The organism is Aurantibacter crassamenti (assembly GCF_016811105.1).
GTDB lineage: Bacteria > Bacteroidota > Bacteroidia > Flavobacteriales > Flavobacteriaceae > Aurantibacter_A > Aurantibacter_A crassamenti.
In genome coordinates this window covers 1881409-1905653 of sequence record NZ_JAFBGM010000001.1, presented here as the reverse complement: position 1 = coordinate 1905653, position 24245 = coordinate 1881409, and the positions used below count along the sequence as shown (strand labels likewise).

Here is a 24245-nt window from a genome sequence, read left to right as displayed (position 1 = left end):
AACCTGCTAGAATCAAAAATGAGACTAGCAGGTTAAATTATTTCTTAATGCTCTTAGTTTAAATCAATGGGAATACCAAAGTAGAATTCTAAGACTTTAAGTCTAAATATATAATCATACTTTGTACGAACTACATCCGCTTCAGCATTATCAACTCGTGATTGGGCTTGGCTAAAATCGAATGCGTTCATTAAACCAACATCAAATTTTTCTTTTGAATAATTATATGCCAATCGAGTTGCATCTAAAGTTTTCTGTGCTGCTTCATAAGCTTTAGCAAAACTTTTAACATCAACATAAGCCTGATTAATACTTGTTTCAAGCACCAATTTGTCTTGCTCTAATTGTAATTGCGCCCTTTGCACATTAATTTCAGAACGTCTAATATTATTCTTATTAATAAACCGATTAAAAATAGGTACGTTTAATTGCACACCATAAGAAATACCATCATTTAACCACAACTGATCTTTAAAACTATCTCTTTCTAGCAAGCCCGTTATATTATTAAAATTTTCTTGATCCGAATAACGAGTATTATAGTTAAAAAATGCTCCTAAAGTTGGCAGTAATGCCCCTTTAGATATTTTTAAATCTTGTTCTGCAAGTGTCACACCACTTTCAGAAAATTTTATATCATTTCGAAAAGTTAGTGCGGTTGCAAAAATCTCTTTTGGAGTTTTATTTAATACTTCTGAAGGTGGTACTTCTATTTCAATCTCGGCAACATCAAAATTTTCATAATCTGTTATTTGTAATAATTGCGCCAAATTTATGCGAGAAATTAGAACTAAGTTTTCAGTATTTACAATTTGTTGCTCTAGTCCGGCAGCTGTAGCTTCAATTTCTAACAAATCACCTCTTGGTACAACTCCTGCTTCTACAAGTTCCGTAATCCTTTTTAAATCTTGCTCGGTAACAGCATATTGTCCTTTTTGAGTAATAAGAACCTCTTTATTTGAAATAATATTGAGATAAGCATTAGCCACTGCCAAACGTATGTCATCTTTTAAATCGTCTAAACGATATTGATTTGCTAACGAATTCATTTTAGCTCTTCGAAGTCTATTGATATTTCTTAATCCGTTAAAAATACTAACGGTAGAAGTTACACCTCCGCTAGCCGTTAATATTGTTGTAGTTACTGGCTGATTATTTGTTGGGTCAAATGATAGACCTGTATTTGCCGAAGAACTAAGTTGCGCATTTGCATCTGGTAGAAAATTACCAAAAGCATCAGATTCGTCTATATAGACACTTTCTAAATCCAATTCATATTGTGCAATTGTAAGGTTGTTTTCCTCGGCGTATTGTATACACTCCGCGAGCGTCCACTTCTTTTCTTGGGCTGAAGTTGCGTACGCAAACAACACCAAAAATATGGCTGTTAGTTTAAGTTTCATTTTTTTTGATTTTATATTCTTGATTGATGATATTAATTACGTTTCGGTCCTTTTTCAACTTTAGCGACCTCATTCCAAATTTTAATTTTGTCTTTATCTGTAACACCTGAAAGTACCTCAACATTAATTCCGTCACTCACTCCTAATTCAAGCTCTCTTTTTTCATATTCATTTTCGCCAATTTCTATTTCTACATAAGGCTGCTCTGAATCTTTTTCAAACTGTAATAATGCTTCTTTGATTGCCAAAACACTATCTTTCTGTTCAATTACTATTGACGCATTAGCACTATAACCTGCTCTTATATAAGTGTCTTCACTTACCTTTAAATCGCCTTCAATTTTAAACTGAACGGCTCCGTCAACTTCAGTTCCTTTGGGGGCCACAAAACGTAAATCAGCATCAAAATTTGAGTCTTCCATTGCACCTAAAGCAATTTTTAGTGGCATACCTACTTTCAATTTGTCTACTTCTGCTTCGTCTACTTCTCCTTCAAAAATCATTTTAGACATATCGGCAATTGTAGCAATTGTTGTACCCTCATTGAAATTATTAGTTTCAATTACTTGATAACCCTCTTCAACGGGAATTTCTAAAATTGTACCTGTAACCGTAGCCCTAATATTTGTATTTGCAGATGCAGCACCGCCTGCAGAACCTTTGCGAATAATTTGATAATCTGCCTGTGAATTTTGCAATTCTTGATTTGCCTGATCAAATTGTAATTGCAAGCCATTAAAATCTTGACTAGATATTACACCCTTATCAAACAAGGTCTTATTTCTATTATACTCTGTAGTTATATTCTTTAAATTAATTTCAGCATTTTTAACTCGCCCTCTAGCTTGGTTTAAAGACTGTTCATTTGGCACGACTTTAATTTTCGCAATTAGGTCACCAGCTTTTACATGAACACCTTCTTCCAAATATATTTTTTCAATAATACCGGAGATTTGAGGTTTAATATTTATTTCATCCTCAGGTACTACTTTACCTGTCACCACAACCTTATTGACGATATTCTCTTTAGTTAAAGTCGAGGTTTCAAATAACTGTGCTGGGGTACTATTCTTTTTAATGAAATAAGCCGTAGCCCACAAAACTGCTAGCACCAAAAGGCCGATTAACGTGTACTTTACATATTTGTTCATTGGTCAGTAATTATATATTTATTATTCTTCTCTTAAAGCGTCTATTGGTTTTACCTTTACGGCTCTATTCGCTGGTATTAAACCAATTAAAACACTCAGCACGACCAACAGAAAAAACGATATTAAAAATTGTGGAATTGAAAAAATCGCATTTGTTATTGGCACATTTTCCATACCTTCAAAAATGACATTAGCCCCAGCTAAAATCGCTGTTGACAATGTAAAACCTAGCAAACCTGCAAAGACTGTTATTAAAATAGCCTCCAAAACAATTTGTCTTTTTACCACCCTAGGTGTAGCACCTAAAGCTCTTCTTATACCTATTTCTTTAGTACGCTCTTTTACCGTAATTAATAATATGTTGCTCACTGCGATTATACCCGCCAACAAGGTAAATATGCCAACAAAAAACGAAAATCCATTAAGCACTCCGGTAAAGGCAGAAACACTATTAAATATTCTAGACATATCAAAAGACCCAATTGCTCTTTCATCATCTGGGTGAATACTATATTTATTCTTCAAAAGTTTTTTTATTTTAGCTTCTATTGGTGGCACGGTGTATTCAGGGTAAATTGTCATTGCCATAAAACCTACTTGATTTCCACCACCAAAAGTCTTCTTACAGGTTGTAAAAGGAATAAACACGGCATTATCTCCGTCAATATCAATATTCTCATTTTTCTTATAAATACCAATCACGGTAAAGAAAACGCCATTCACACGAATACTATGACCTATTGCTTCTTCACCTTTATCAAAAAGTTGTTCGTAGGCCTCTTGTCCAATAACACATACCTTTTTACTGTATTCTATATCCTTATTATTTAAAAATCTGCCTTCAACAATATTCTTTTTTGTTACCTCATCAATTAAAGGATAATCGCCCAAAACCGAAGAACCACTTGTGCGCCCATTTCTATAAACAGAAACTGGCGTATTATACCCACCTAGTTGAATTCTTGGTGAAATAATATCAATTTCAGGAATTTGTTTTTTTAGCAACTCAACATCATCCGTGGTGAACCTTATGCGTCTTCCGCGTTCAAAACCTTTATACGGCTCTGAAGTCTGTTGGCTCCACATAAACAAACTATTACTAGAAGTACCCTCAAATATTTTATCAAAGCTATTACTCATTCCGTTCGTAGCACCGAGTAATAACAAGAGAATAATCATAGCAAAGAAAACGCCCAACATGGTCAAGAATGTGCGAAACATATTCTTGCTCAACGTATTGAGAATCTCTGTCCATAAATCTCTATCTAATAACCACATATTATTTATCGCTTAAAGCTACAATTGGTTTAACTCTGGCAGCTTTTATTGCTGGAATTAGTCCTGCTAACATACCCGCAACTACTAATACAATAGTTGCTATTATAATGGTTGACATATCTACTGATGGATCTTTAAATGCCGGCGCATCCATCAAAGGCCCTACAAGAGACAATAATCCGGTGGCGAATAGCAATCCGATTAATCCGGATAAGGCGGTAATAAAAACAGACTCTAACAAAACCAACATTATTATTTGCTTTGGCTTTGCACCCAATGCTTTTCTAATGCCTATTTCTTTTGTTCTTTCCTTAATAATAAAAACCATGATGTTACCAATACCCACAATACCTGCAATTAATATAAGTAGGCCAATAACAACGCTCATTATCTGTAATATTCCAGTAAATTGACCAATATCATTAAAGGCTTCAGCTGTATTCCAAATACGAAGACCTGCTTGATCATCTGGTGAAATTTTATGCCTACGTTTTAACAACACCGTAATCTTATTTGAGAAATCCATTGCCTCATCAAGATTAAAATCAGGATTATACGTCAGCATAATTTGATCTATATCACTGGTATTACTGTATATTCTTTGATAGGTTGTAATAGGCGCATAAATCATACTTTCTGCACCTTCATCTTTATCATCAGTGAATACCCCCACAATCATAAATGGAAGACCATTTATCTCTATAAACTTACCAAGTGGGTCTTCTTTTTTATATAAATCTGTGGCAACTTTTTTTCCTATAACTGCAACTTTAGCCCCTCCTACTACATCACTTTTATTGATATATCGACCTTGTGAAATGTTGACTTTTTGAATAAATATGTGCTCGTTGTTAATTGCCATAACACGGTAAGATCCCGTTTCTTCTTTATAGCGTGCACTTGTACTTCTTTCAAAAACTGGCGTAATAAACTCGAAATCACCTTTAAAACTTCCCTTTATATAATCAACGTCATCATTTGTAAATTGAATTCTTCTACCTTTCTCAAAACCAGCATATGCTTTTGATGTTGTACGTGAATGTATGTAAACGGCATTGCTTGCATTATCATTGAACTGGTCATAAAAACCATTCTGCATTCCGTTTACGGAAGCCAATAATAATACCAATATGAATATACCCCAAGCGACCGAAAAACCGGTGAGAAAAGTTCTCAGCTTATTGCTTCGAATACTATGAAAAATTTCTTGCCAAATATCGCGATCAAACATACTGCGAAGCTCTTACCTGATCTACTTTTTTATCTTCAACGATAACACCATCTTTTAAATGAACAATGCGCTTACACATATCAGCAATGTCAGGTTCGTGTGTTACTACTAATATTGTATTGCCATCATCGTTAATTTTCTGTATTAAATCCATTACTTCATATGAAGTTTGACTATCTAATGCCCCGGTAGGTTCATCAGCCATTAATACTTTTGGTTCAGCAGCTAAAGCACGTGCAATTGCGACTCGCTGTTTTTGCCCACCTGAAAGCTCACTTGGCAAATGACCTGCCCATTCTTTTAAACCAACTTGCTCAAGATATTTTAAAGCTTTTTCTTGTCGCTCTTTTCTATTTACACCTTGATAATACAATGGAAGCGCCACGTTCTCAACGGCAGTTTTATAATTTATCAGGTTAAAGGATTGAAAAATAAACCCTAAAAATTTATTTCGATACTGGGCTGCCTTGGTCTCGTTAAGGTTTTTTATAGGAACACCATCTAAGGTATAACTACCTTCATCTAGCTCATCTAACATGCCTAAAATATTTAACAAAGTAGACTTTCCAGATCCTGAAGAGCCCATAATAGCTACAAGTTCGCCTTCTTTGATATTAAAATTTAAGCCTTTTAAAACATGTAGAGAATTGCTTCCCATTTTATATGACTTATGAAGATCTTTTATTTCAATCATTTTTGGTGGTGTTAGCTGTTTTGGAAATGAATCTGTTAATTAGACAGTTAAGTTCCAATTTTGTTACAAGAAAGGGTATTTAAATTTTGTTAAAAAAATGCTTTAGTTAGGTTTGTGCAATTCTAAACATAGTTAACTCGACACTTCTTCGGTCTTTAGAATATTCCATACTTTTATTTTGTCATCTACCTCAACACCAGACTTTACTTCAACAAAAATTCCGTCACTAACACCGAGCTCAACATCTTTTCGCTCAAACTTTTGATCACCATTCTCCACTTCTACAAAAGGCAATTTTGTTTTTGGATCGAACTGCACTAAAGCTTCTTTAACCGCTAAAACACTATCTGCTTTCGCCAAAATAATAGAAGCATTTGCGCTTAAACCAGCTCTAATAAATGTGGAGTCTTTCTTATTAAGCGTTCCTTTTATTTCAAATTGTATCGCACCATTTTCGGCTACACCCTTGGGCGCTATATAATCTAGCACCGCATCAAAAACTATATTCTCAATAGCCCCAACTGTAATTTCTAAAGGCAAATTTTCTTTTAACTTACCAACTTCAGATTCATCAACCTTGCCTTCAAAAATCATTTTCTCTATATCTGCAATCGCTGCTATAGTAGTACCTTCATTAAAAGTGTTACTTTCTATTACTTGGTTACCCACTTCAACCGGAACGTCTAAAACCATACCACTAACGGTAGATCTTATTAAGGTATTTGCAGAACTACCCAAACTTTTGGTAGTTCCCGTTTTTACAATATCATACCTATTATTGGCTGCTCTAAAAGACTGTTGCGCTTGATCAAAAGCCAATTGGGCGCGTTCTAAATCTACTTTAGAAATTACACCTTTATCAAATAATGATTTTTGACGATCTAGGTTTCTTTTTTGATCATTCAATGAAATTTTCGCTTCGTCTATTCCATTTTTAGCGTTATTTAATGCATCCAAATTCGGAACAACTTTAATTCGACAAAGCAAGTCTCCCGACTTTACATAATCTCCACCTTCAACAAATATTTCTTCAATAACACCTGAAATATTGGGTTTTATCAAAACTTCTTCTAATGGCAAAATACTACCCGTTGCTACCGTCTTTTTAATGATAGTTTGCTTTGAAGCTGCCTCGGTTTCATAAACCACAGGGTCTTCACTATTTTTCTGATATAAGTAATACATAGCGCCACCGAAGGCAAGGACTATGGTTAACAATATGATAATTACGACACTTTTTTTCATTTGATTAGTTGATTGATGTTAAATTCTTTTAAGTTGACTTCTAGTCAATAAATTTTATAATGTTTTTTCTCATTTACCGATTCTCATTATTCTGAACGCAACGCTTCAATTGGGCGGACTTTTATCGCACTATTGGCAGGTATAAAACCAGCTAATAAGCCAGATACCATTAAAATGATTAATGCGATTGTTATTACACCAAGATTTACACTTGGGTTAATGAACATCATCACTGGCCCGTTCATATCTAACAAATAATTTACTCCAAAAATCACGAGGGTTCCAAAAACAATACCCGCCATTCCTGAGATTATAGTTAAGAAAACGGACTCCATTAAAATTTGCTTTTTAATAGACCAAGGCCCTTCGCCTAACGCTCTGCGAACTCCTATTTCTTTTGTTCGCTCTTTAACTACTATTAGCATGATATTACTCACACCAATAATACCAGATAGCAAGACCAAAACACCAACGAAATATGCGATAAATTGGATTGCCATAAACAATCCACTTACTCTTTGAAAACGTTCATTTAAATCGAAATGGCCAACGGCTCTTTTATCATCAGGATGTATAAAATGATTTTCTTTAACTACTTCAAAAATTTGTTCTTTAATATTGGTTATTGGCACATTATCTTGAGCAGTGATTGCCATCCAACCTACGTTATCACCTCTATTAAAGGCTTGAGAGAAAGAAGTAAATGGAATATATATTTCTCTTTGCGCTTGATCGCCATTGCCATTATTATTTGATTTTTTATAGGTACCTATAACCATAAAATTGACGTTGTTTATCTTAATATAGGTTCCTAGATAATCTTCATCCTTCTCATACAAACTACGTCTAACATCAACACCAATCACAGCAACTTTACGTCTTTCATTAATATCTGATTGATTAATAAAACGTCCAGAAATGATGTCCATTGGATCCTGCTTGATGATCTCTGGATAATCACCATAAACGGTAAATGCACCGCTTTTAAGGCCGCGTATTACATTATTGGTTCCGTTAAAACTACCAAGTTGATTGCGCGGAGACACAAAGCGTAAGCCATCTACATTTTCCCAAATATCAGCAACATCACCTGTTTTATAATAAAACATACGGTCTTTTGGCAAGCCTTTATATGCTTTGGTAACTTTTTGTGTCCACATAAAAAGTGTATTGGTAGCAATATTGCCAAAATCTGCTCTTATGCCATTTTCAAAACCCTTACCAGCTGCTAGTAGAATAATGAGAATAAAAATACCCCAAAACACACCAAAGGCAGTAAGTGCAGTTCTAAACATATTAGTAGTTAGCACCTGCAGTATTTCTTTCCAACGATCTTTACTAAACATGGTTTTAATTTCTTTTATTCGTCTCTTAAGGCTTCAATTGGTTTTATACTAGCTGCTCTCCATGCCGGAAAAAATCCTGCTACAGCTCCGGCAAAAATTAATAATAACACAGTAGTAACTGCGACATTAAAATCAATTGAAGGGTTGAGCACATAATCGACTTCAACCTTTGGCCCAATAAACTCTAACAAGCCCATGCTAAAAATCAATCCACCAAAACCAGAAACTGCAGTAACAAAAACAGCCTCGTGTAAAATCATCCAAACAATAGACCAAGGTTTTGCTCCCAATGCCTTGCGTACACCTATTTCTCGTGTTCTTTCTTTCACTATAATTAGCATAATATTACTTACACCAACAATACCAGCAATAATGGTACAGATGCCTACAAACCAAAAGAATAATTTTATCCCTTTCATCATCCCCATAAATCGTTTTACATTTTCTAGGGTATTAAAAGTATTTATAGCGCTACCATCATCAGGAGCTACAGTATGTACCTGCTTTAAATAGGTTTCAATCTCTGAATTAAATTTATTAGAGGCAGCTAGTGTTTTCTCAAAAGTAGCTTGTGGTTTAAGCGTAAAATACATCATACTCAGACTATCACCTCTATTAAAAACACGTTGCCCAGTGCTTTGGGGTATATATAATCTGCTCTCGTCAAAATCCCCGCCTTTATCACTAAAAACACCAACTATCTGAAAAACTAAATCAGAAATTTTTAGCTCTTTTCCGACCGGATTTTTCTCATTAGGCATTAACTCTTCTCTTATCTTCTTACTGATAATAGCAACTTTAGCGACTGAAGCATCGTCTTTATAATTAAGAAATCGCCCTTGAAGCATTTCAGCATTCTCTATTTGTTGGTAATTTGGCGCCACTGCCTGAACTTGATATGCACCAGATTCATTCTTGTAATTTATACTAGCATTAAATATTCTTAGGTTCGGTGATTTAAACTCTAGTATATCACTGTATTTGCTCTCAATATAATCGTAGTCTCTATTACTAAGTATAATAGGCCGCCCCGGATTTAAACCTTTATATTCTTTGGTTGTTACTTGGGTCCAAACGCCAAGTAAGTTATTAGCATCGCCCTCAAATTCGTTAGCGATACCATTTTGCATGCCTTGTCCAAATCCCAATAAAATAACGAGAATAAAAATTCCGGAGGCAACAGAAAGACCCGTCAAGAACGTACGTAATTTGTTCTTACGGATGGTATCAAAAATCTCTTGCCAGCGTTCGATATCGAACATAAGTTGGTTTTAGGTTGTGGCTGTTATAAAAATACTTTTGTATAACATTAAGACTACCACAAGAGAACTTTGTTACAGTTTGAAATATAAAATAATGTTAAAGTAGAAAAAAGGACAATTACGAAGACATCTTCTTGTACACAAAATAAAAAAGAACACCTACTAAAATATAAGGGATAGCCATAAGATAAACTATACCATTATTTACACTTTCAGCAATGGCAACATTCTCTTCACTATCTAAAACCGCCCTACACATAGCGCATTGTGCCTGAGTCAATTGCGAAAAAGACAGCAGAAAAGTGAAAGCCAAAATACTCTGCTTATTTCTTCGTTTTTTACGCGCTAAGTTATTTGGATTAATTTCTTTATCCATTGACAGTAATTTAGTGCGATTTAATTCAGAATTAAACATAATAAGGAGATATCATTAAGTACACTATAACACCGGTAACAGCAACATATAACCAGATTGGAAAAGTAATTCTTGCCAGTTTTCTATGTTGTTCAAACTTCTTTAAATAGGCTCTAGCATATGTTTTTAATACTAAAGGAATAATAACTATAGAAAGAAAAATATGCGAAATTAAAATAAAATAATAAATATATTTAATTGTACCAGTACCACCAAAGGCAGTAGATTCAGAGGTCATATGATACGCCACATACATTACCAAAAACGCCAATGACAAAGCAATACAAGTAGTCATTAATTTTTGATGCAATTCTCGTTTGCCATTTTTAATGGCCCAAACAGCAACGATTAATAATACAGCGGTAATACCATTTATTGATGCATATATTGGAGGAAGAAATCGTAATGGCTCTACATTAGGAAGCTTTACTTTAAACAATAATACAACAACAGCAGGAATCACAATTGATACAATAGTGATGTATCTATTGAATCTTTTCTCCTTAATTAAAGTTTCATTATCCATCTTACTCCGCAAATAATTTTTTAATATCTTCTTTTAAAATGGAGATTTGTTCTGTTTCACCAGATGCATTTTCTCCTTGTTCTTCGGTAATCATTCCTCTATAATAGATAATAGGATTACCAAACTTATCCATTCTAGAACGTATAAAACCTCTTTTATCAACTAAAGCAAATAAACCAGAATGTTCAAAACCTCCAGGTGCATTTGTTGCTTCAGCAGCAAAAATATTAAAACCTGAATTTGCCAATACATAAATAGCGTCTTGTTCACCGGTCATTAAATTCCAATCTAAATCAACGATTCCGTATTTTTCTGCATATTCTTTTAATACATGCGGACGGTCATACCTTGGATTGATACTAAATGATGCAACACCAAAATTTTCTTCATCCTTAAACTCTTCTTGTAAGGCAACTAGGTTTTCAGTCATCACAGGACAAATAGAAGGACATGTAGTAAAGAAAAACTCAACCAAGTATACTTTACCTAAATAATCTTTATCAGTTACTAATAAGCTATCCTGATTAATAAAACTAAATTCTGGCACTCGTCTTTTTTTACCATTTAAGGTTACAAACGATAGTTGCTCATCACCATTTTTAACATTCATTCGATCGTTCTGAACAACAGTACCATCTTTAATACGATCCACAATTTTTGGTATAAAAATTATACCAAAAACCAATACGACTAATGAAACCCAAACATAACTATACTTATTCTTCATTATTTGTTTCTATCGGCATTATTCTTTTTCAAAGCGAGCCTATATTCAGCCAAAATGATTTTTACATCATCTTCCATCTTATTATTCAAATCAGCAACTGAAGTTGTATTAAAACCAAATTTAGTTCCATCATCTTCATCATCATCTCTTCCGCGTAGATTACCGTCCTTATCAATAATAAACACATATGGTGTACCTAAATCATCATCTAAGCTTAAATTAGTTTCTAGGCTGCTAAAAACATCATTAATCTGATCTTCATTAGAAAAAACAAAATGCCATTTTTGAATATCAACAAGATGACCTAATTCTTTTTTTAAGGCTGTAATTTTTTCTTCAGCACCTTCTGGCACTATCATTACAAATTGAAAGTCTTTGAATTTATAAAACCTTTTGTAAATTTTTTGGTTCAAATTAAAGGCATTACCCTTCTTATTTTCAATAGTATTACCCAGAAAACCGAGTATCGTAATTTTATCATTGAATCCAATAGTTGGATCTATCTTATTAATACTTGAAATATTTTGAGTCAGTACCGGTAGTTTTCCAAAGTTATATACCCCTGAAGCGAAGAATAAATATATAACCACGGGTAGAACGAACAATGCTATTAAAACAAAGGCTTTTTTCATAATTATAAGGCTATTCAAAGATACAACATCGCAAAAAAAAGACGGCTTAGTGCCGTCTTAAAATATTATAATTTAACAAATGGTTTGCTTAGAAATTCCAAGTAACAAAACCATTTTTAAAAACTTCATATATATAGTCAGCTTCTAACAAAAGAATAAGCAATAGATAAAAAACCAAGAATATTGGTGTCCAAACTACTGATCTTCTCAATGAGCTCTTTTCATCACGCATATGCATGAAATCCCATGTAATATAATATGCTTTTACTAATGTTAATATGATGAAAATCCAATTTAAAACCTTCATACCTAAAAAGTATGTATGCGTTAAGGCTTGTGGTTTAATTATACCTAATGCAACTTCTATTGCAGTAATAATTGTTAGAAATATAAGTACACCCCAAATCTTTTGTGTATTAGACTTGAACTTAATTAGACCTCTAAAAATTGCTAAATTGTGTGCTTGCGCCATGCTTAATAATATTAAATAATTTCTACTCTCGTGGAAATAATAATAAACTTATACTAGATAAAAGAATGTAAATACAAATACCCACACTAAATCTACAAAGTGCCAGTAGAGACCTACTTTTTCTACCATCTCATAATGTCCTCTGCGCTCATAGGTTCCTAAAATCACATTAAAGAATATGATTAGATTAAAAATTACCCCAGAGAATACGTGAAAACCATGAAAACCTGTTATGAAGAAAAAGAAATCAGCAAACAATCTGCTTCCGTATTCATTGTGAATTAAGTTAGCGCCTTCTACTACTAATCTTCCTTCCTTTATTTTATTTAGAGATTCTTCGCGATTAAGAACGGTTTTGTGACCCATATGTTCACCTTCTTGATGAATCGACTCGGTACGAATTACGATATTCGGATTAGCCTTTAGACCTGCAACTACTTCTTCTAAATTATAACTTGGTTGATATCCTTCATCAAAAAACCAAATTCCGTTTTTATTTTCATGTTGCGTTCTTGAAGTCGGAATAGTTTTAGCAAAATCAGATAATGAAGCTCTTTCACCTGTATCAGCTTTTACAAATTGTAAAATACGACCACCTCTTGTTTCTACAGCACCATGATCACCATTAATGAAAGTAGCCCATTCCCATGCTTGAGATCCAACGAAAATAGCACCACCGATAATGGTCAATAACAAATACCATATAACGGCGTTTTTCTTCATCTTATGACCAGCGTCAACAGCTAATACCATTGTTACCGATGACATAATCAGTATAAAGGTCATAAAAGCTACATAGTACATTGGAAAATTACCATGAAAAAATGGAACGTGTGTGAACACCTCATCCGCTATTGGCCAAGTTTCAATAAACTTAAACCTTGAAAAACCATAGGCTGCTAAAAAACCCGAAAAAGTTAATGCATCGGAAACTAGAAAAAACCACATCATCAATTTTCCGTAGCTGGCATTTAGAGGTTGGTTTCCACCCTCCCAAACTTTTTCATTCGTACCCGTTGTTACCGTAGAATTCATATAAAAAGTATCTGGTCAATTAATTGTTGGCAAATTTACATCTTTATTCATTTATTTGAAATTTTTATTTCCCTTATAACTTCAAATAATTACTGATTTAATGAAAATAATTGCCATTTATTCTTATTAATAATCTGACTTATTAACTTTTAGACATTATTAAAGCTCTAAATGCAAACTGTCAATTATATTATTTATTACTAAAACACCCCGTAGATTTTAACTAAAAGCTGATATTTTACTTAACAAATGTCATAAACATCACCAAATAAAGCCATAGTAAGTCAAGAAAATGCCAAAAAGTGGCACCTAATGACAATCCTAAATATTCAGATGAGGCGTATTTACCTTTAAATTGATTATACAACACAACCAATAATGATATAATACCTGCTAAAACATGAACAATATGTGCCCCTGCAAGCACATATATATATGATGATTTTATAGTACTCGATGGACCCGTAAAATAATCACCTTGCGCGACTAGTTGTGAAAACCCATTGAATTGTAATACAATAAATAACACACCTAAAGCCAATGTAAGAAGCAACCAATTAAGACATGCTTTTGTCTTGTCAGCTTCAATTGCCTTTTTGGCCATTATATAAGTAAAACTACTTAAAATAATAACCGCGGTACTGATATAAAACATAACCGGCAATTGCAACTCTGCCGACCAATCATCACGTGAACTACTTACAATATAGGCACTTGTGAGGCCCGCGAAAACCATTAGCAGGCTAGCGAGACCAAACCAGAGCATCATTTTCTTTGCTCTGCTATTTTTTTCTTCTAAACTTAAATGTGTTACATCTTTTCTCACTTCACCTATTTTAAACTAAAGAACTTATATATTTATCAGCCACATACACCAATTGCATTAAGGTAATATAACTCACACTGGCTAACATCAACTTACGCGCCGTCTTATTATCGCGCTTATTATACAACTGAAATGCAAAGAACAACATCACCAAGCCTAATAAAAAGACTATCACAGCGGCAGTAATTGACAATTGCAATCTTCCGGTAATACCTAATACAGGTACTATTGATATAATAATCATCCAAATTGTATACATTACTATTTGCAAAGCAGTACCGGTATCTTTTTTACCTGTTGGCAACATTTTAAAGCCTCCTTTTTTATAATCATCATCCAACATCCAACCTAAAGCCCAAAAATGCGGGAATTGCCAAAAGAATTGAATCATAAATAAGGTACCCGGCTCAATTCCGAATTCATTAGTTGCCGCTACCCAACCCAACATAAATGGAATTGCACCCGGAAAAGCACCAACGAAAACCGATAATGGCGTTTTCGTCTTTAAAGGGGTATAAACACTAGTATAAAGAAAAATTGAAATTGCCCCAAACATTGCTGTCTTCGGATTCAGTATATATAAGGATATGATTCCGATGATGGTTAAGATTACTGCAATTATCAGCGCAGTATTGACAGACATTCTACCTGCTGGGATAGGTCGATTCTTAGTTCGACTCATCAAAGCATCCAAATCTTTTTCAATAATTTGATTAAAGGCATTTGACGCCCCTACCATGCAGTAGCCGCCAAATGCTAATAGTAAAATTGAATTTAGTTCAATTTCGTTAGCTCCTAAAAAATAGCCAGCAATAGAAGAAAAAACAACGCTAATTGCTAATCTCGCTTTGGTGATTTCTTTAAAATCGGAAAAAACCAACGATAAGGTATTCGTTTTAGCCGTATTGACCGCAGTCTTCATCTTCACTTTTTAGTAAATGCAAAGATACGCCCCTATTGAATTTTCTGCAACCAATTACACATGTTTATCCCTAAGTATTTAATTTATAGCGTACAATGTCAGAATATGCACTTTGTACCAATAAAAGAAGTAAAAACAAAAAACCCTGATGTGTATCACATCAGGGTTTCAATATTTTCTATTAAACTGATTAAACAGTTAGTAGTTTATTGTAATTTAAAAGTAATAGGAATACTAAATGGTACACGTACAGCACGTCCTCTTTGTTTACCCGGAGTCATTTTTGGAAGCTTACCAATAATTCTAGCTGCTTCTTTCTCTAAGTTTTTATCTGGCCCACGCATTCTAACGTTACCAATACTTCCATCCTTTTGAATAGTAAACATTACACTTACTCTACCTTGAACACCCATTTCTTGAGCAATTTCAGGATAACGGAAGTTTTTACCAATATGCTTCTGCATCATTTTTTGAAAACAAGCTCTTTTATCAGACTCACCTTCACACCCTGGAAATACAGGTACATCTTCAATAACTGCGAAAGGCACATCTAAATCTTCATCAACTTCTTCAACAGCAACATCTTCAACTTCAATAATCTCTTCTTCTTGACTAGTTTCAGTAGATTCAATAACTGTTTCTTCTACTTCTACCTCATCTTCTACAACTTCAATTATCTCAGGAGCTGCTGGAGGTGGTGGAGGTGGTGGCGTTTTAATCTGCTCAGTCATCGGAACCTCTTCATCTAAGTCATCATCAACATTCATAGAAATGTCATAATTCGTATCATCTTCATAAGTTTTCCACTCCAAAGCACGCCATGTAATTAACATTACTAAGGCTAAGCCTATAACAAAATACATTCCACTATTATTTGAGAGGTCTGCTTCCGGATTCTTTTTTGGTTCCATTTTCTATTGAATTTAGTATTCGCTAATTTAATTAATAATTCTATTTATGCAAAATTTAAACACCCTATTTAAAATTGTTACGTATCCCATTTTAATAAACCCTTGTTACTAAATATGAAATTACATACTAAGACACCAATTAAACCACCTAAACTATTGGCTAAAGCATCTAATATATCACCTTCTCTATTCGTTGTAAATTTATACTGTATTACCTCAATAATTATACCAAATATTACAGTAAAAACAAACAACAACACAAATGACTTGCGTTTACTTACTGACCATTTTTTTTGTTCTCTTAGACTAAAAACACCCAAAAACGCTGCTGTAGAATAGAATATGAAATGTACTATTTTATCAGCATAGGGTATATTAAAACTATATGAATCTGTATCAATACCAGAAAACGAAGCTAGACTAGAATAAGTAACAAATACTAACCAAATAAAGAAAGCAATGGTAAAAAAAGGTTTTTTAGGCACCCACAAGCTCTTTGTAAGCATCTGCACTCATTAAATCTTCAACCTCTGAAGGGTTATTAAATTTGATTTTTACCATCCAACCTTCACCGTATGGATCTGAATTTACTATTTCAGGAGCATCTTCTAAAGCTTCATTGAAAGCAACAATCTCACCGCTTAAAGGCTGAAAAAGGTCAGAAACTGTTTTTACAGCTTCTACTGTACCAAAAACTTCTTCACGATTAAGAGTCTCATCTAAAGTTTCTACTTCTACATATACAATATCACCTAATTCACTTTGCGCAAAATCAGTAATACCGACTGTAGCCACATCACCTTCTATTTTGATCCATTCATGATCCTTTGTATACTTTAAATCAGCGGGTATATTCATCCTAAGTTTATTTGTTTGAAGCAAATGTAAAGGATTATGAATAGGTATTCAAAAAATATAATCGCGTATGAAGTACTAATTCAATTATTTTTATTTGAACACTTTTTAGTAGTTTTTACTTGATAAGCTGAAAATTAATTTCCGAAGTTATATCGTAATGTAAAACCGGTATTGATTGTAGTCTGTGGAAAGGCCGTAGATACAGCGAACTTTGAAAATGAATGATCATAGAAGAACAACGCATTTAAGTTTTTACTTAAGGCATAATCTGCAGTAAACTTAATTGAAAAGAGGTTTTGACCAGAAGTAATTTGATTATTATCAATATCAAAATTTCTAATGATGGTAATATTATTTCGCATGGTCATATCTGCCTTTAGGTTTAAATCACCTTTCAAACGTGTTTTATTACCACCAATATTGGTAACCATTTGTACATCTTTTATGCGATAACCAAGACCAAGTGTATATTCTTTACCATTGTTCTCTGTCAATAAATTATTATCAAAACTCAAAGACAACATTCTGTCTGATCGTACTTCTGCTAAAACACTAACAGAATTTTGCATTTCAAAATCAAGTCGCACCAATGGATTAAACATATCCATCATAGTTACGTTACCTATTATATTATCAGGCAAAACATCTTGAGTTTCAATATCTATATCACCATTTTGCTTTTCTAGGTTTGATTGAAATGATGTAATACTATAAACAGCTTTATATCCATGACTTAAAGAAAAACGCTTGAATTTCTTTTTAAACCATTTATTTTTCATCAGACCGGTATACTTCACATTCCAATTCGGAATCGGAATTTGCTTAAAAGAATCCATATTTACATCACCGGCGTCTTGACCAGAATATGCTGCAAAGAATGCTGGTAATAAAACCTCTTGTTGTGTTTTACCAAAACGTTCTGGATATCCATCATCATCTACTCCATCACCACCTACACCAGCACTAGGGAAACCTCTTTCAGATTCTATCCTATTTGCTATTATTATTCTATTTTCTTTAAATTTCTCAAAATTTTCAGACCTAAATTCATCGCTCTTTGAAAAGAACGTACCTATCATCATAGTAGAAATACTGAAATTACCCAATTCATTAATTAGAGAATTTTGCCCCCTACTCCAAGCATTAATATCATACGTTTCTTGATAGCTGTTAGAGTATTGACGATTGGCCATAAGATCAATTGTCAAATCTTTCATAGGCTGCGCCGTTGCTGTAATATCTAATTGTTTGTTGGTGTTCTCTAAATATTGTTGATTGAATTCTCCAAAACCAGTTAACCAACCTCTTCGTGCTGCCTCAAAACGAACATCAGCCTGACTACCAAAAACAAAACCTACTGATGGTCTTAACGTACCCATAAAACCAACAGATTGCGTATAACCCGGTAAAACTTTTCCACTATTTTCATTGTAATTAATATTCAAACGCTTTACCATCGTCACAATATCTACAGCGGTATTAAATAAGCCACTTGTCTTATCTTTTGTTTTATTCGCCTTTGACTCATCATCACTTTTACGAACCGGTGCTTTTCTAGTTGTAGACTTTCCACTTTCTTTTTTCAAACCTAAAAGATCATAGAACTTTTGCAAGGTTAAGGCTGCGGTTAAGTTATGTGTACTTGCATTTTGTACGGTATTAATATTCTCACCTGCAACTTCTAATAATGCATCACCACCACGTTGCCAGTCAAAATTACTGGTATAGGTATACTGTGCATTTATAAAGTCTAGTGCTGGTATTTTTGCAAACGGCAGCTCATAATTCAATTGCATTTGTTGGGCATGCCTGTTAGGCTCACCAATGTCAAAGAAACCATCCCATAGCCCTAAAGTCTTATCAATATCTGAATCTGGATTACCAGGTTCATTAAAATAATTTCTAATGATATTATTGTTTGAACCCGTAAGCTGTAATCGTATAGACTTGGTTAACGTATAATTGACATTGTACTGCCAATCAAACATGTAATTACGTTGCTGTAAAAACGGAAGCTCTAACTTCTCTACACCGGGTTCAAAAACCTCACGAAAACGTTGCTGATTGAACTGTCGGTTAATATTCGAATTCAGTGAAATACTTGCAGGTAATAAACTAAGATTTATCTCTTTAAGCCATTGCCAGTATTTACCAGTTAACATGGAATCCTTTTTTGCAAAAGGCGCTACCTCAACTGGTTTAAAATTATGACTATACACAAAACCAGTAGCCACATCTTGATCTCGTAAACTAGCTATTTCAAAATCACGGTGTTCTGTTTCATTATATGAATAGTTGAATGTGAAATTCTCTATATCATAAAAATTAGCATCAGCTTCTTCACCTCTATCTTTTCGAACTCCAATTAAATTAATACTTGTTCTTTTGGTATACTCTTCAGCTTGTTCTTTTACTCTAGCGGCATCTTCGGGAGTTTCAGCTGTATCAATTAAGTCATCTAATTTTAAATCATCATAAACCGGATCAAATTCTGGAGTAATAATTTCTTCGGATATACCATAATTAAAAGGTAATTGTACTCCCCATTTTGGCGGAAGCAATTGTCCCACATTCACATTTGTAACCAAATCATAAGAGGTTGCATCTTCTCTAGCACGCTCGTTTGGCATTTGATCTATAGTACCAAAACCTGAAGTACTTGTAGACCCCGTAGCTGAAAAATTTGCAAAATCGGCAATGTTACCATCTACTGCTAGGATTGCCGCCCAACCACCTTCATTATCTAAACCTGCTAAACGTAATTCATTAAACCACACTTCACCTCGTGCCGGTAAATCATCTGTATTTTTGACACCCACCATCATACTACGAATACTTCCTAAAGACGGATTACCTTTTAACCCGATACGTATACTACCTTCAGGTCTTGGGTCGAATTCATTTACTGGAATGATTTCTCCATTTACTACATCAAAATACTCAACCTCAGTCAAAGGTGAATTCTGTCTGTTATTTATTCTTGAAGATTTTACTTTATTCAGATGGGCTAACTCTATATTTAATTCATTGGCTTCTGGCCAAATATCACGATCAGTCAAAGAGCCATCAGGATTAGTGAATTCAAGCGGCAATTCTATTTGATAATAGTTTTGAGAAAAGTCAGTTCCTATCCGAAGAAAACCTACAATTGGTTTTTCGCCATCCGGAAAATCAGTACTAACTATTTCCTCTGCATGAATGAACATTTTTAATTTTTTATACTGACGTATATCTATGTTCAAATTTTTGAAAACACCTCTTGAATCTTCAGATTCTAAATTGCTAAAATTAAAAGATAGCGATTGTTCGTTTTGACGAATAATAGTATTGTTATTATTTAACTGCTCACGTATCACTCCGGGAGGAAGCACATAAGGCACTGGACTTCGATTACTATTTTCTTCAATATTAACGGTATTCACATCAACTAAAGTACCGTCATCTGAGGGGTCTGTATCAATGGTATCATCTTGCAAGTTTTTAGTATATGTTCGCCAATCACCACGTACTAAATCAAGTGTTGCAAAACGTAAAACTACATCACTATTAAAGCCAGTTAAGTACATTCGCATAAAGCTCATTGACCTAAAATCAGTGATACCACCTACGGCATCTGAGAAATCACTTAACGGAATTTTATACTGAATCCATCTACGTCTTACTGTTGTTTCATTTGGCAATGTAGGCGTTTCTCTTTCCTCTAAAATATCGGTTATATACTTATCATTTTCAGTAGCACCTGGTTTTATTGGAATGCGATATTCATAATAACTATTCACCGTATTCATAGTTAAATCGCGATCTAAATCTTCAACATCTGGCAATGTTGTTGAACCACGATTTGTATTACTAACTGCTACCGGTGAGTTACCATCAGGATTATTAAAATCTTTATATCGTTCTAATATACCACCAGTTCTATTCAGGTAATATTGAAAATTATCTAAGGCTGGATCATCACCTGGGTTATTATAAACAGCAGCTTCATCAGCATCACTCAAGCCGTCATAACCTACATCTTGCAAAGCCCTATTTGCTTCACTAGCATCAAATGCATAAACTAATGCCTGTGTTTGCGGTACCTGCCCCCAAGATGTGGGTGCTGGAGTTTCAGTAGTATCACCATCTGGCAATCCGTTTTCATATTGTTTTTTACCATCTTTAAGAATATCTTCAGAGATATTACCAAGATTAAGTACTAATTCACCAGGGCTATTTGAGATACCATCTACATAAGGATCTAATACCCAAAATTGAATAAACTCAACGTTTGATTGTTCAAAATCGGTACTACTTAATGAACGCATGATTCCGGCCCATTTATCATTTGCAGTTCTTGACTCAAAACTTTCAATAGTATTATCAATAGGCGATGCATTATACGGCCCTCTTTCATTTGGATAATACGCTAAATCTAAAGTACTTTGAACAGTAGTTTGTCCTTGCGCAATATCATTATTTGGGAAAACCTCATCAATAAAAATTCGTCGCGTCTCATTGGTAGAAATATCATTATCGCTGATTTCATCAGGACGTTGATTGGTATAGAAGATGGGATCAATAGTATACCAAGCCATTTTTGCTCTTCCAAATCCATTTTCAAGATTTTGAGCAGAAGTTGGCGAATCACCCTTTAAATTACCATCAACAAATTCTAATGGCGTACTTGCTAAACTCCACCCTAAAGAAGCACGAATATCAATTAAGGCTTGCGCACCCTCAAAGTCATCAAGATATGTTGTTGTTTCACCTTGAAAATCTGCATTTTTAGGTGAATTGGGTTTAAGCGCAGCTATCTCGCCTCTTATTGAAATATTTGACGGAATATCTGTATCAATATTTGGCAGTTTATTCACCAATCGCGTTAAAAACGGAACCTCAGTTGAGAAATTACCGTTCATACCATAAATTGTATTGTTTACAGGCTCTACGCCAAAATTAGATTTTTGTGTAAGTGGTCTTTCATTTAAATTTAACAAGGTAGCACCCATCACAAAATTCTTATTGAATTGATGCTCAACATTGACTCCTGTAAATCGGCGTGTTTGTTGCCCAAAAACAGCATTGTTTTCAACTGAAATATTAATAGGTGTATTTGAAGCTTCTAAGCTAGGATCTAAAATCTGAACTGTACCCGCTTGATAATTCACCGTATAATCAATACCCTCTTGTAATTGACGACCACCAGCAGTAACTCTAACTGATCCTCGTGGCACATTGAAGGCACCAATCGGAATTCCGTTATTTCCTTCAGACTTATACCTACCCTTTAATTGAAATTTGTTTTTTTCTTGCTCTTGTTGTGCAGCAGCCTTTGTAAGCTCATACATATCTCTAAATACGTATTTTGCTTGGTTACTATTATATGTAGTTTCATTATCATAATCACCACCGCCACCAAGTCTATCATATAGGTATTCTCCAAATGGTTCAACAGTTGTAAATATTATTTCGCCGCCATCTGAATTTATGGTTAAACCTTCAACAAAATCAAAGAAACCATCACCACCTGGCTGTATATCATTATAAATATTAAGCCTATCAAGATTAAATACATCTAAAAGAATATCTTCTTCTAAACCATCAGGCCATGATGCATCGTCAACTGGAGTAATATAATTTCTAGGCGTTGGATCTTCATATAAAATATTCAATTTGAAATCTTCTTGGCTCAAACGAAAAGCTCCGGTTGCGTATATATTTTTCATCATCAAATCCCATATAGGATCTGATATATTGGTAATGTTACTTTTAAGAAGTTTCAAAACCAAGGTATTATTTTCAATTATCGGGTTAACATCTTGCGACAATGTTGTTGCGTCAATTCCGCCATTCGCAAATTCACCTACTTGATAAACTTGACCATTGTATGTGTACTGAAATGCAACACCTAAAACCTCATCATTACTCAAACGCTGATTCAATGAAATGTAACCCAATTGCGTATTAAATGTATAATCACGATTCTGCTCTAACTTTCGGGCATTCTCTAAAATTGCATAATCAAAACCTTGATTAGCAACAAAACCACCTGTAAAATTAAAACCACTTTCGACAGTTGCTATATCTCTAATTTTATCATTTAAGATACCGCCAGCACCAATTTTGCTTGGATCATAATCATTACTACTATTTCGTGGTAATTCAGTAGGCAAATCATTAAAGAAACCAGCTGGATCCCCATTAGCAATACCAATTCTTGTGTTATCCGGATTCGGTTCACCTAAATCTTGTATTGCAACAACATTACGCACATTCAACGTTTGCTGTCTTCTATTGGTTACCCATACTTCTAAACGCGTAATCTGAACTTGACTACGTATAAAAGGATAACTTTCTAAAGCATCATCATACGCATCTCGAAAATATTGTGATAAGAAAAAGTGTTTATTCTCGTCATAATCAGCAGCATACAAAGCGAAATCATTTAATGTACCACCGCCTTGGGCAACAACCGTATTATTCTGTGAACGCTGCTCTGAGAAAACTGCAGTTACCTTCGTTTTTCCAAATTGCAATTGTGTTTTTACACCAAAAAGGCTCTGTGCTCCTTGAATTAATGAACTATTCAAAGGCATATTTACATTACCAACTTCAATACTTTGAATAATATCATCTTCAGTAGGCGTATAATCTAACTTTACAATGTTTTGAAAATCAAAAGTTGCTTCAGTATCATAATTAGCAGTTACTTGCAAGCGCTCTCCAATTTTACCAAGCATACTTAAACTGATACGCTGATCAAAATCAAAAGAAAGATTAGTTCTGTTTCTTGGAGATAAAGAAGGGTTATCATTTTTCTGCCAAATAACACCTAAATCCATGGCGACAGAACCTTGTGGAATTACTTCTATAGTATTTCCACCAAAAACGGATTCAAAAAAGTTATTGTTGATGTAAAAGTTAGGGAGTAAGTTTTTTCTTGCTTCTTCGCTTCCTTCTTTTTTACCAGAAAAAGCATCAGATTTTTCCTTGAAATAATCTTTAATACCTTCTTGACGAACTAATTCAAAATATTGTTCAGGACTTAATATAATAGGATAACCAATATCAAATTCACCTACTTTTTCAGAATAAATATAAGCGTCAAGTGTTGGGTCATAATTGTACTTAGAAACTATGCTTTGCGGATTATCCATTTTCAAGCGCCCAAGCGCGAATCCCGTTTTTACGGAATCAACTTCTTGTTCAGCCTCATCTGTATCTTCGGTTTCTTGCGAATAAGAAATACCGTTCACCATTAAGAAAATGGCGGATAGAAAGATAAGCTTAAATGGATATTTAAGTTGGTTTTTTGCCCCTTTTTTCAAA

General features: G+C 34.1%; 20 protein-coding genes. All 20 read right to left on the bottom strand.

What is annotated here, in order from left to right:
* Positions 1-53 precede the first annotated feature (53 nt).
* Entirely contained in the window at positions 54-1403 is a 1350-nt protein-coding gene (locus JQC67_RS07675) for a TolC family protein (protein ID WP_203252238.1), read from the bottom strand.
* Between the two features lie 32 nt (positions 1404-1435).
* Positions 1436-2554 carry an efflux RND transporter periplasmic adaptor subunit gene (locus JQC67_RS07670; RefSeq protein WP_203252237.1) on the bottom strand — a complete coding sequence of 373 codons (1119 nt, stop codon included), beginning with the start codon at positions 2552-2554 and terminating at the stop codon, positions 1436-1438.
* 21 nt (positions 2555-2575) lie between these two features.
* On the bottom strand, positions 2576-3832 hold the full coding sequence (locus JQC67_RS07665) for an ABC transporter permease (RefSeq protein ID WP_203252236.1): 1257 nt from the start codon (positions 3830-3832) through the stop codon (positions 2576-2578).
* A 1-nt stretch (position 3833) separates the two neighbouring features.
* Complete coding sequence (locus JQC67_RS07660; RefSeq protein WP_203252235.1) at positions 3834-5063, bottom strand: ABC transporter permease; 1230 nt, start codon at positions 5061-5063, stop codon at positions 3834-3836.
* Positions 5056-5757 carry an ABC transporter ATP-binding protein gene (locus JQC67_RS07655; RefSeq protein WP_203252234.1) on the bottom strand — a complete coding sequence of 234 codons (702 nt, stop codon included), beginning with the start codon at positions 5755-5757 and terminating at the stop codon, positions 5056-5058. The genes JQC67_RS07660 and JQC67_RS07655 overlap by 8 nt, the downstream gene beginning before the upstream one ends.
* Positions 5758-5889: 132 nt before the next feature.
* Positions 5890-7002 (bottom strand): efflux RND transporter periplasmic adaptor subunit, encoded by a 1113-nt coding sequence (locus tag JQC67_RS07650; protein ID WP_203252233.1) that lies wholly within the window; start codon positions 7000-7002, stop codon positions 5890-5892.
* Between the two features lie 86 nt (positions 7003-7088).
* Positions 7089-8348, bottom strand: a complete 1260-nt coding sequence (locus JQC67_RS07645; protein ID WP_203252232.1) for an ABC transporter permease — start codon at positions 8346-8348, stop codon at positions 7089-7091.
* A 14-nt stretch (positions 8349-8362) separates the two neighbouring features.
* Entirely contained in the window at positions 8363-9610 is a 1248-nt protein-coding gene (locus JQC67_RS07640; protein ID WP_203252231.1) for an ABC transporter permease, read from the bottom strand.
* Between the two features lie 118 nt (positions 9611-9728).
* The gene (locus JQC67_RS07635) at positions 9729-9986 is read right to left on the bottom strand and encodes a hypothetical protein (protein WP_238934526.1); all 258 of its coding nucleotides are present in this window, start codon (positions 9984-9986) and stop codon (positions 9729-9731) included.
* A 31-nt stretch (positions 9987-10017) separates the two neighbouring features.
* Positions 10018-10551 (bottom strand): DUF420 domain-containing protein, encoded by a 534-nt coding sequence (locus tag JQC67_RS07630; RefSeq protein ID WP_203252230.1) that lies wholly within the window; start codon positions 10549-10551, stop codon positions 10018-10020.
* Between the two features lies 1 nt (position 10552).
* Positions 10553-11278 (bottom strand): SCO family protein, encoded by a 726-nt coding sequence (locus JQC67_RS07625; protein ID WP_203252229.1) that lies wholly within the window; start codon positions 11276-11278, stop codon positions 10553-10555.
* The gene (locus tag JQC67_RS07620) at positions 11278-11910 is read right to left on the bottom strand and encodes a hypothetical protein (protein WP_203252228.1); all 633 of its coding nucleotides are present in this window, start codon (positions 11908-11910) and stop codon (positions 11278-11280) included. The genes JQC67_RS07625 and JQC67_RS07620 overlap by 1 nt, the downstream gene beginning before the upstream one ends.
* Before the next feature lie 88 nt (positions 11911-11998).
* The gene (locus tag JQC67_RS07615) at positions 11999-12382 is read right to left on the bottom strand and encodes a cytochrome C oxidase subunit IV family protein (protein WP_203252227.1); all 384 of its coding nucleotides are present in this window, start codon (positions 12380-12382) and stop codon (positions 11999-12001) included.
* Positions 12383-12430: 48 nt separating this feature from the next.
* Positions 12431-13417, bottom strand: coding sequence for a cytochrome c oxidase subunit 3 (locus JQC67_RS07610; protein WP_203252226.1), 987 nt, complete (start codon positions 13415-13417; stop codon positions 12431-12433).
* A 238-nt stretch (positions 13418-13655) separates the two neighbouring features.
* Entirely contained in the window at positions 13656-14243 is a 588-nt protein-coding gene (locus tag JQC67_RS07605) for a cytochrome c oxidase subunit 3 (protein ID WP_317198363.1), read from the bottom strand.
* Positions 14244-14253: 10 nt separating this feature from the next.
* Positions 14254-15165, bottom strand: coding sequence for a heme o synthase (gene cyoE / locus JQC67_RS07600; RefSeq protein ID WP_203252225.1), 912 nt, complete (start codon positions 15163-15165; stop codon positions 14254-14256).
* Positions 15166-15371: 206 nt separating this feature from the next.
* Positions 15372-16076 carry an energy transducer TonB gene (locus JQC67_RS07595; protein WP_203252224.1) on the bottom strand — a complete coding sequence of 235 codons (705 nt, stop codon included), beginning with the start codon at positions 16074-16076 and terminating at the stop codon, positions 15372-15374.
* 77 nt (positions 16077-16153) lie between these two features.
* Positions 16154-16582 carry a VanZ family protein gene (locus JQC67_RS07590; RefSeq protein WP_203252223.1) on the bottom strand — a complete coding sequence of 143 codons (429 nt, stop codon included), beginning with the start codon at positions 16580-16582 and terminating at the stop codon, positions 16154-16156.
* The gene (gcvH, locus tag JQC67_RS07585; protein ID WP_203252222.1) at positions 16554-16934 is read right to left on the bottom strand and encodes a glycine cleavage system protein GcvH; all 381 of its coding nucleotides are present in this window, start codon (positions 16932-16934) and stop codon (positions 16554-16556) included. Before gcvH ends, JQC67_RS07590 begins: the two co-directional genes overlap by 29 nt.
* Before the next feature lie 134 nt (positions 16935-17068).
* Positions 17069-24244, bottom strand: a complete 7176-nt coding sequence (sov, locus tag JQC67_RS07580; protein WP_203252221.1) for a T9SS outer membrane translocon Sov/SprA — start codon at positions 24242-24244, stop codon at positions 17069-17071.
* Position 24245 lies beyond the last annotated feature (1 nt).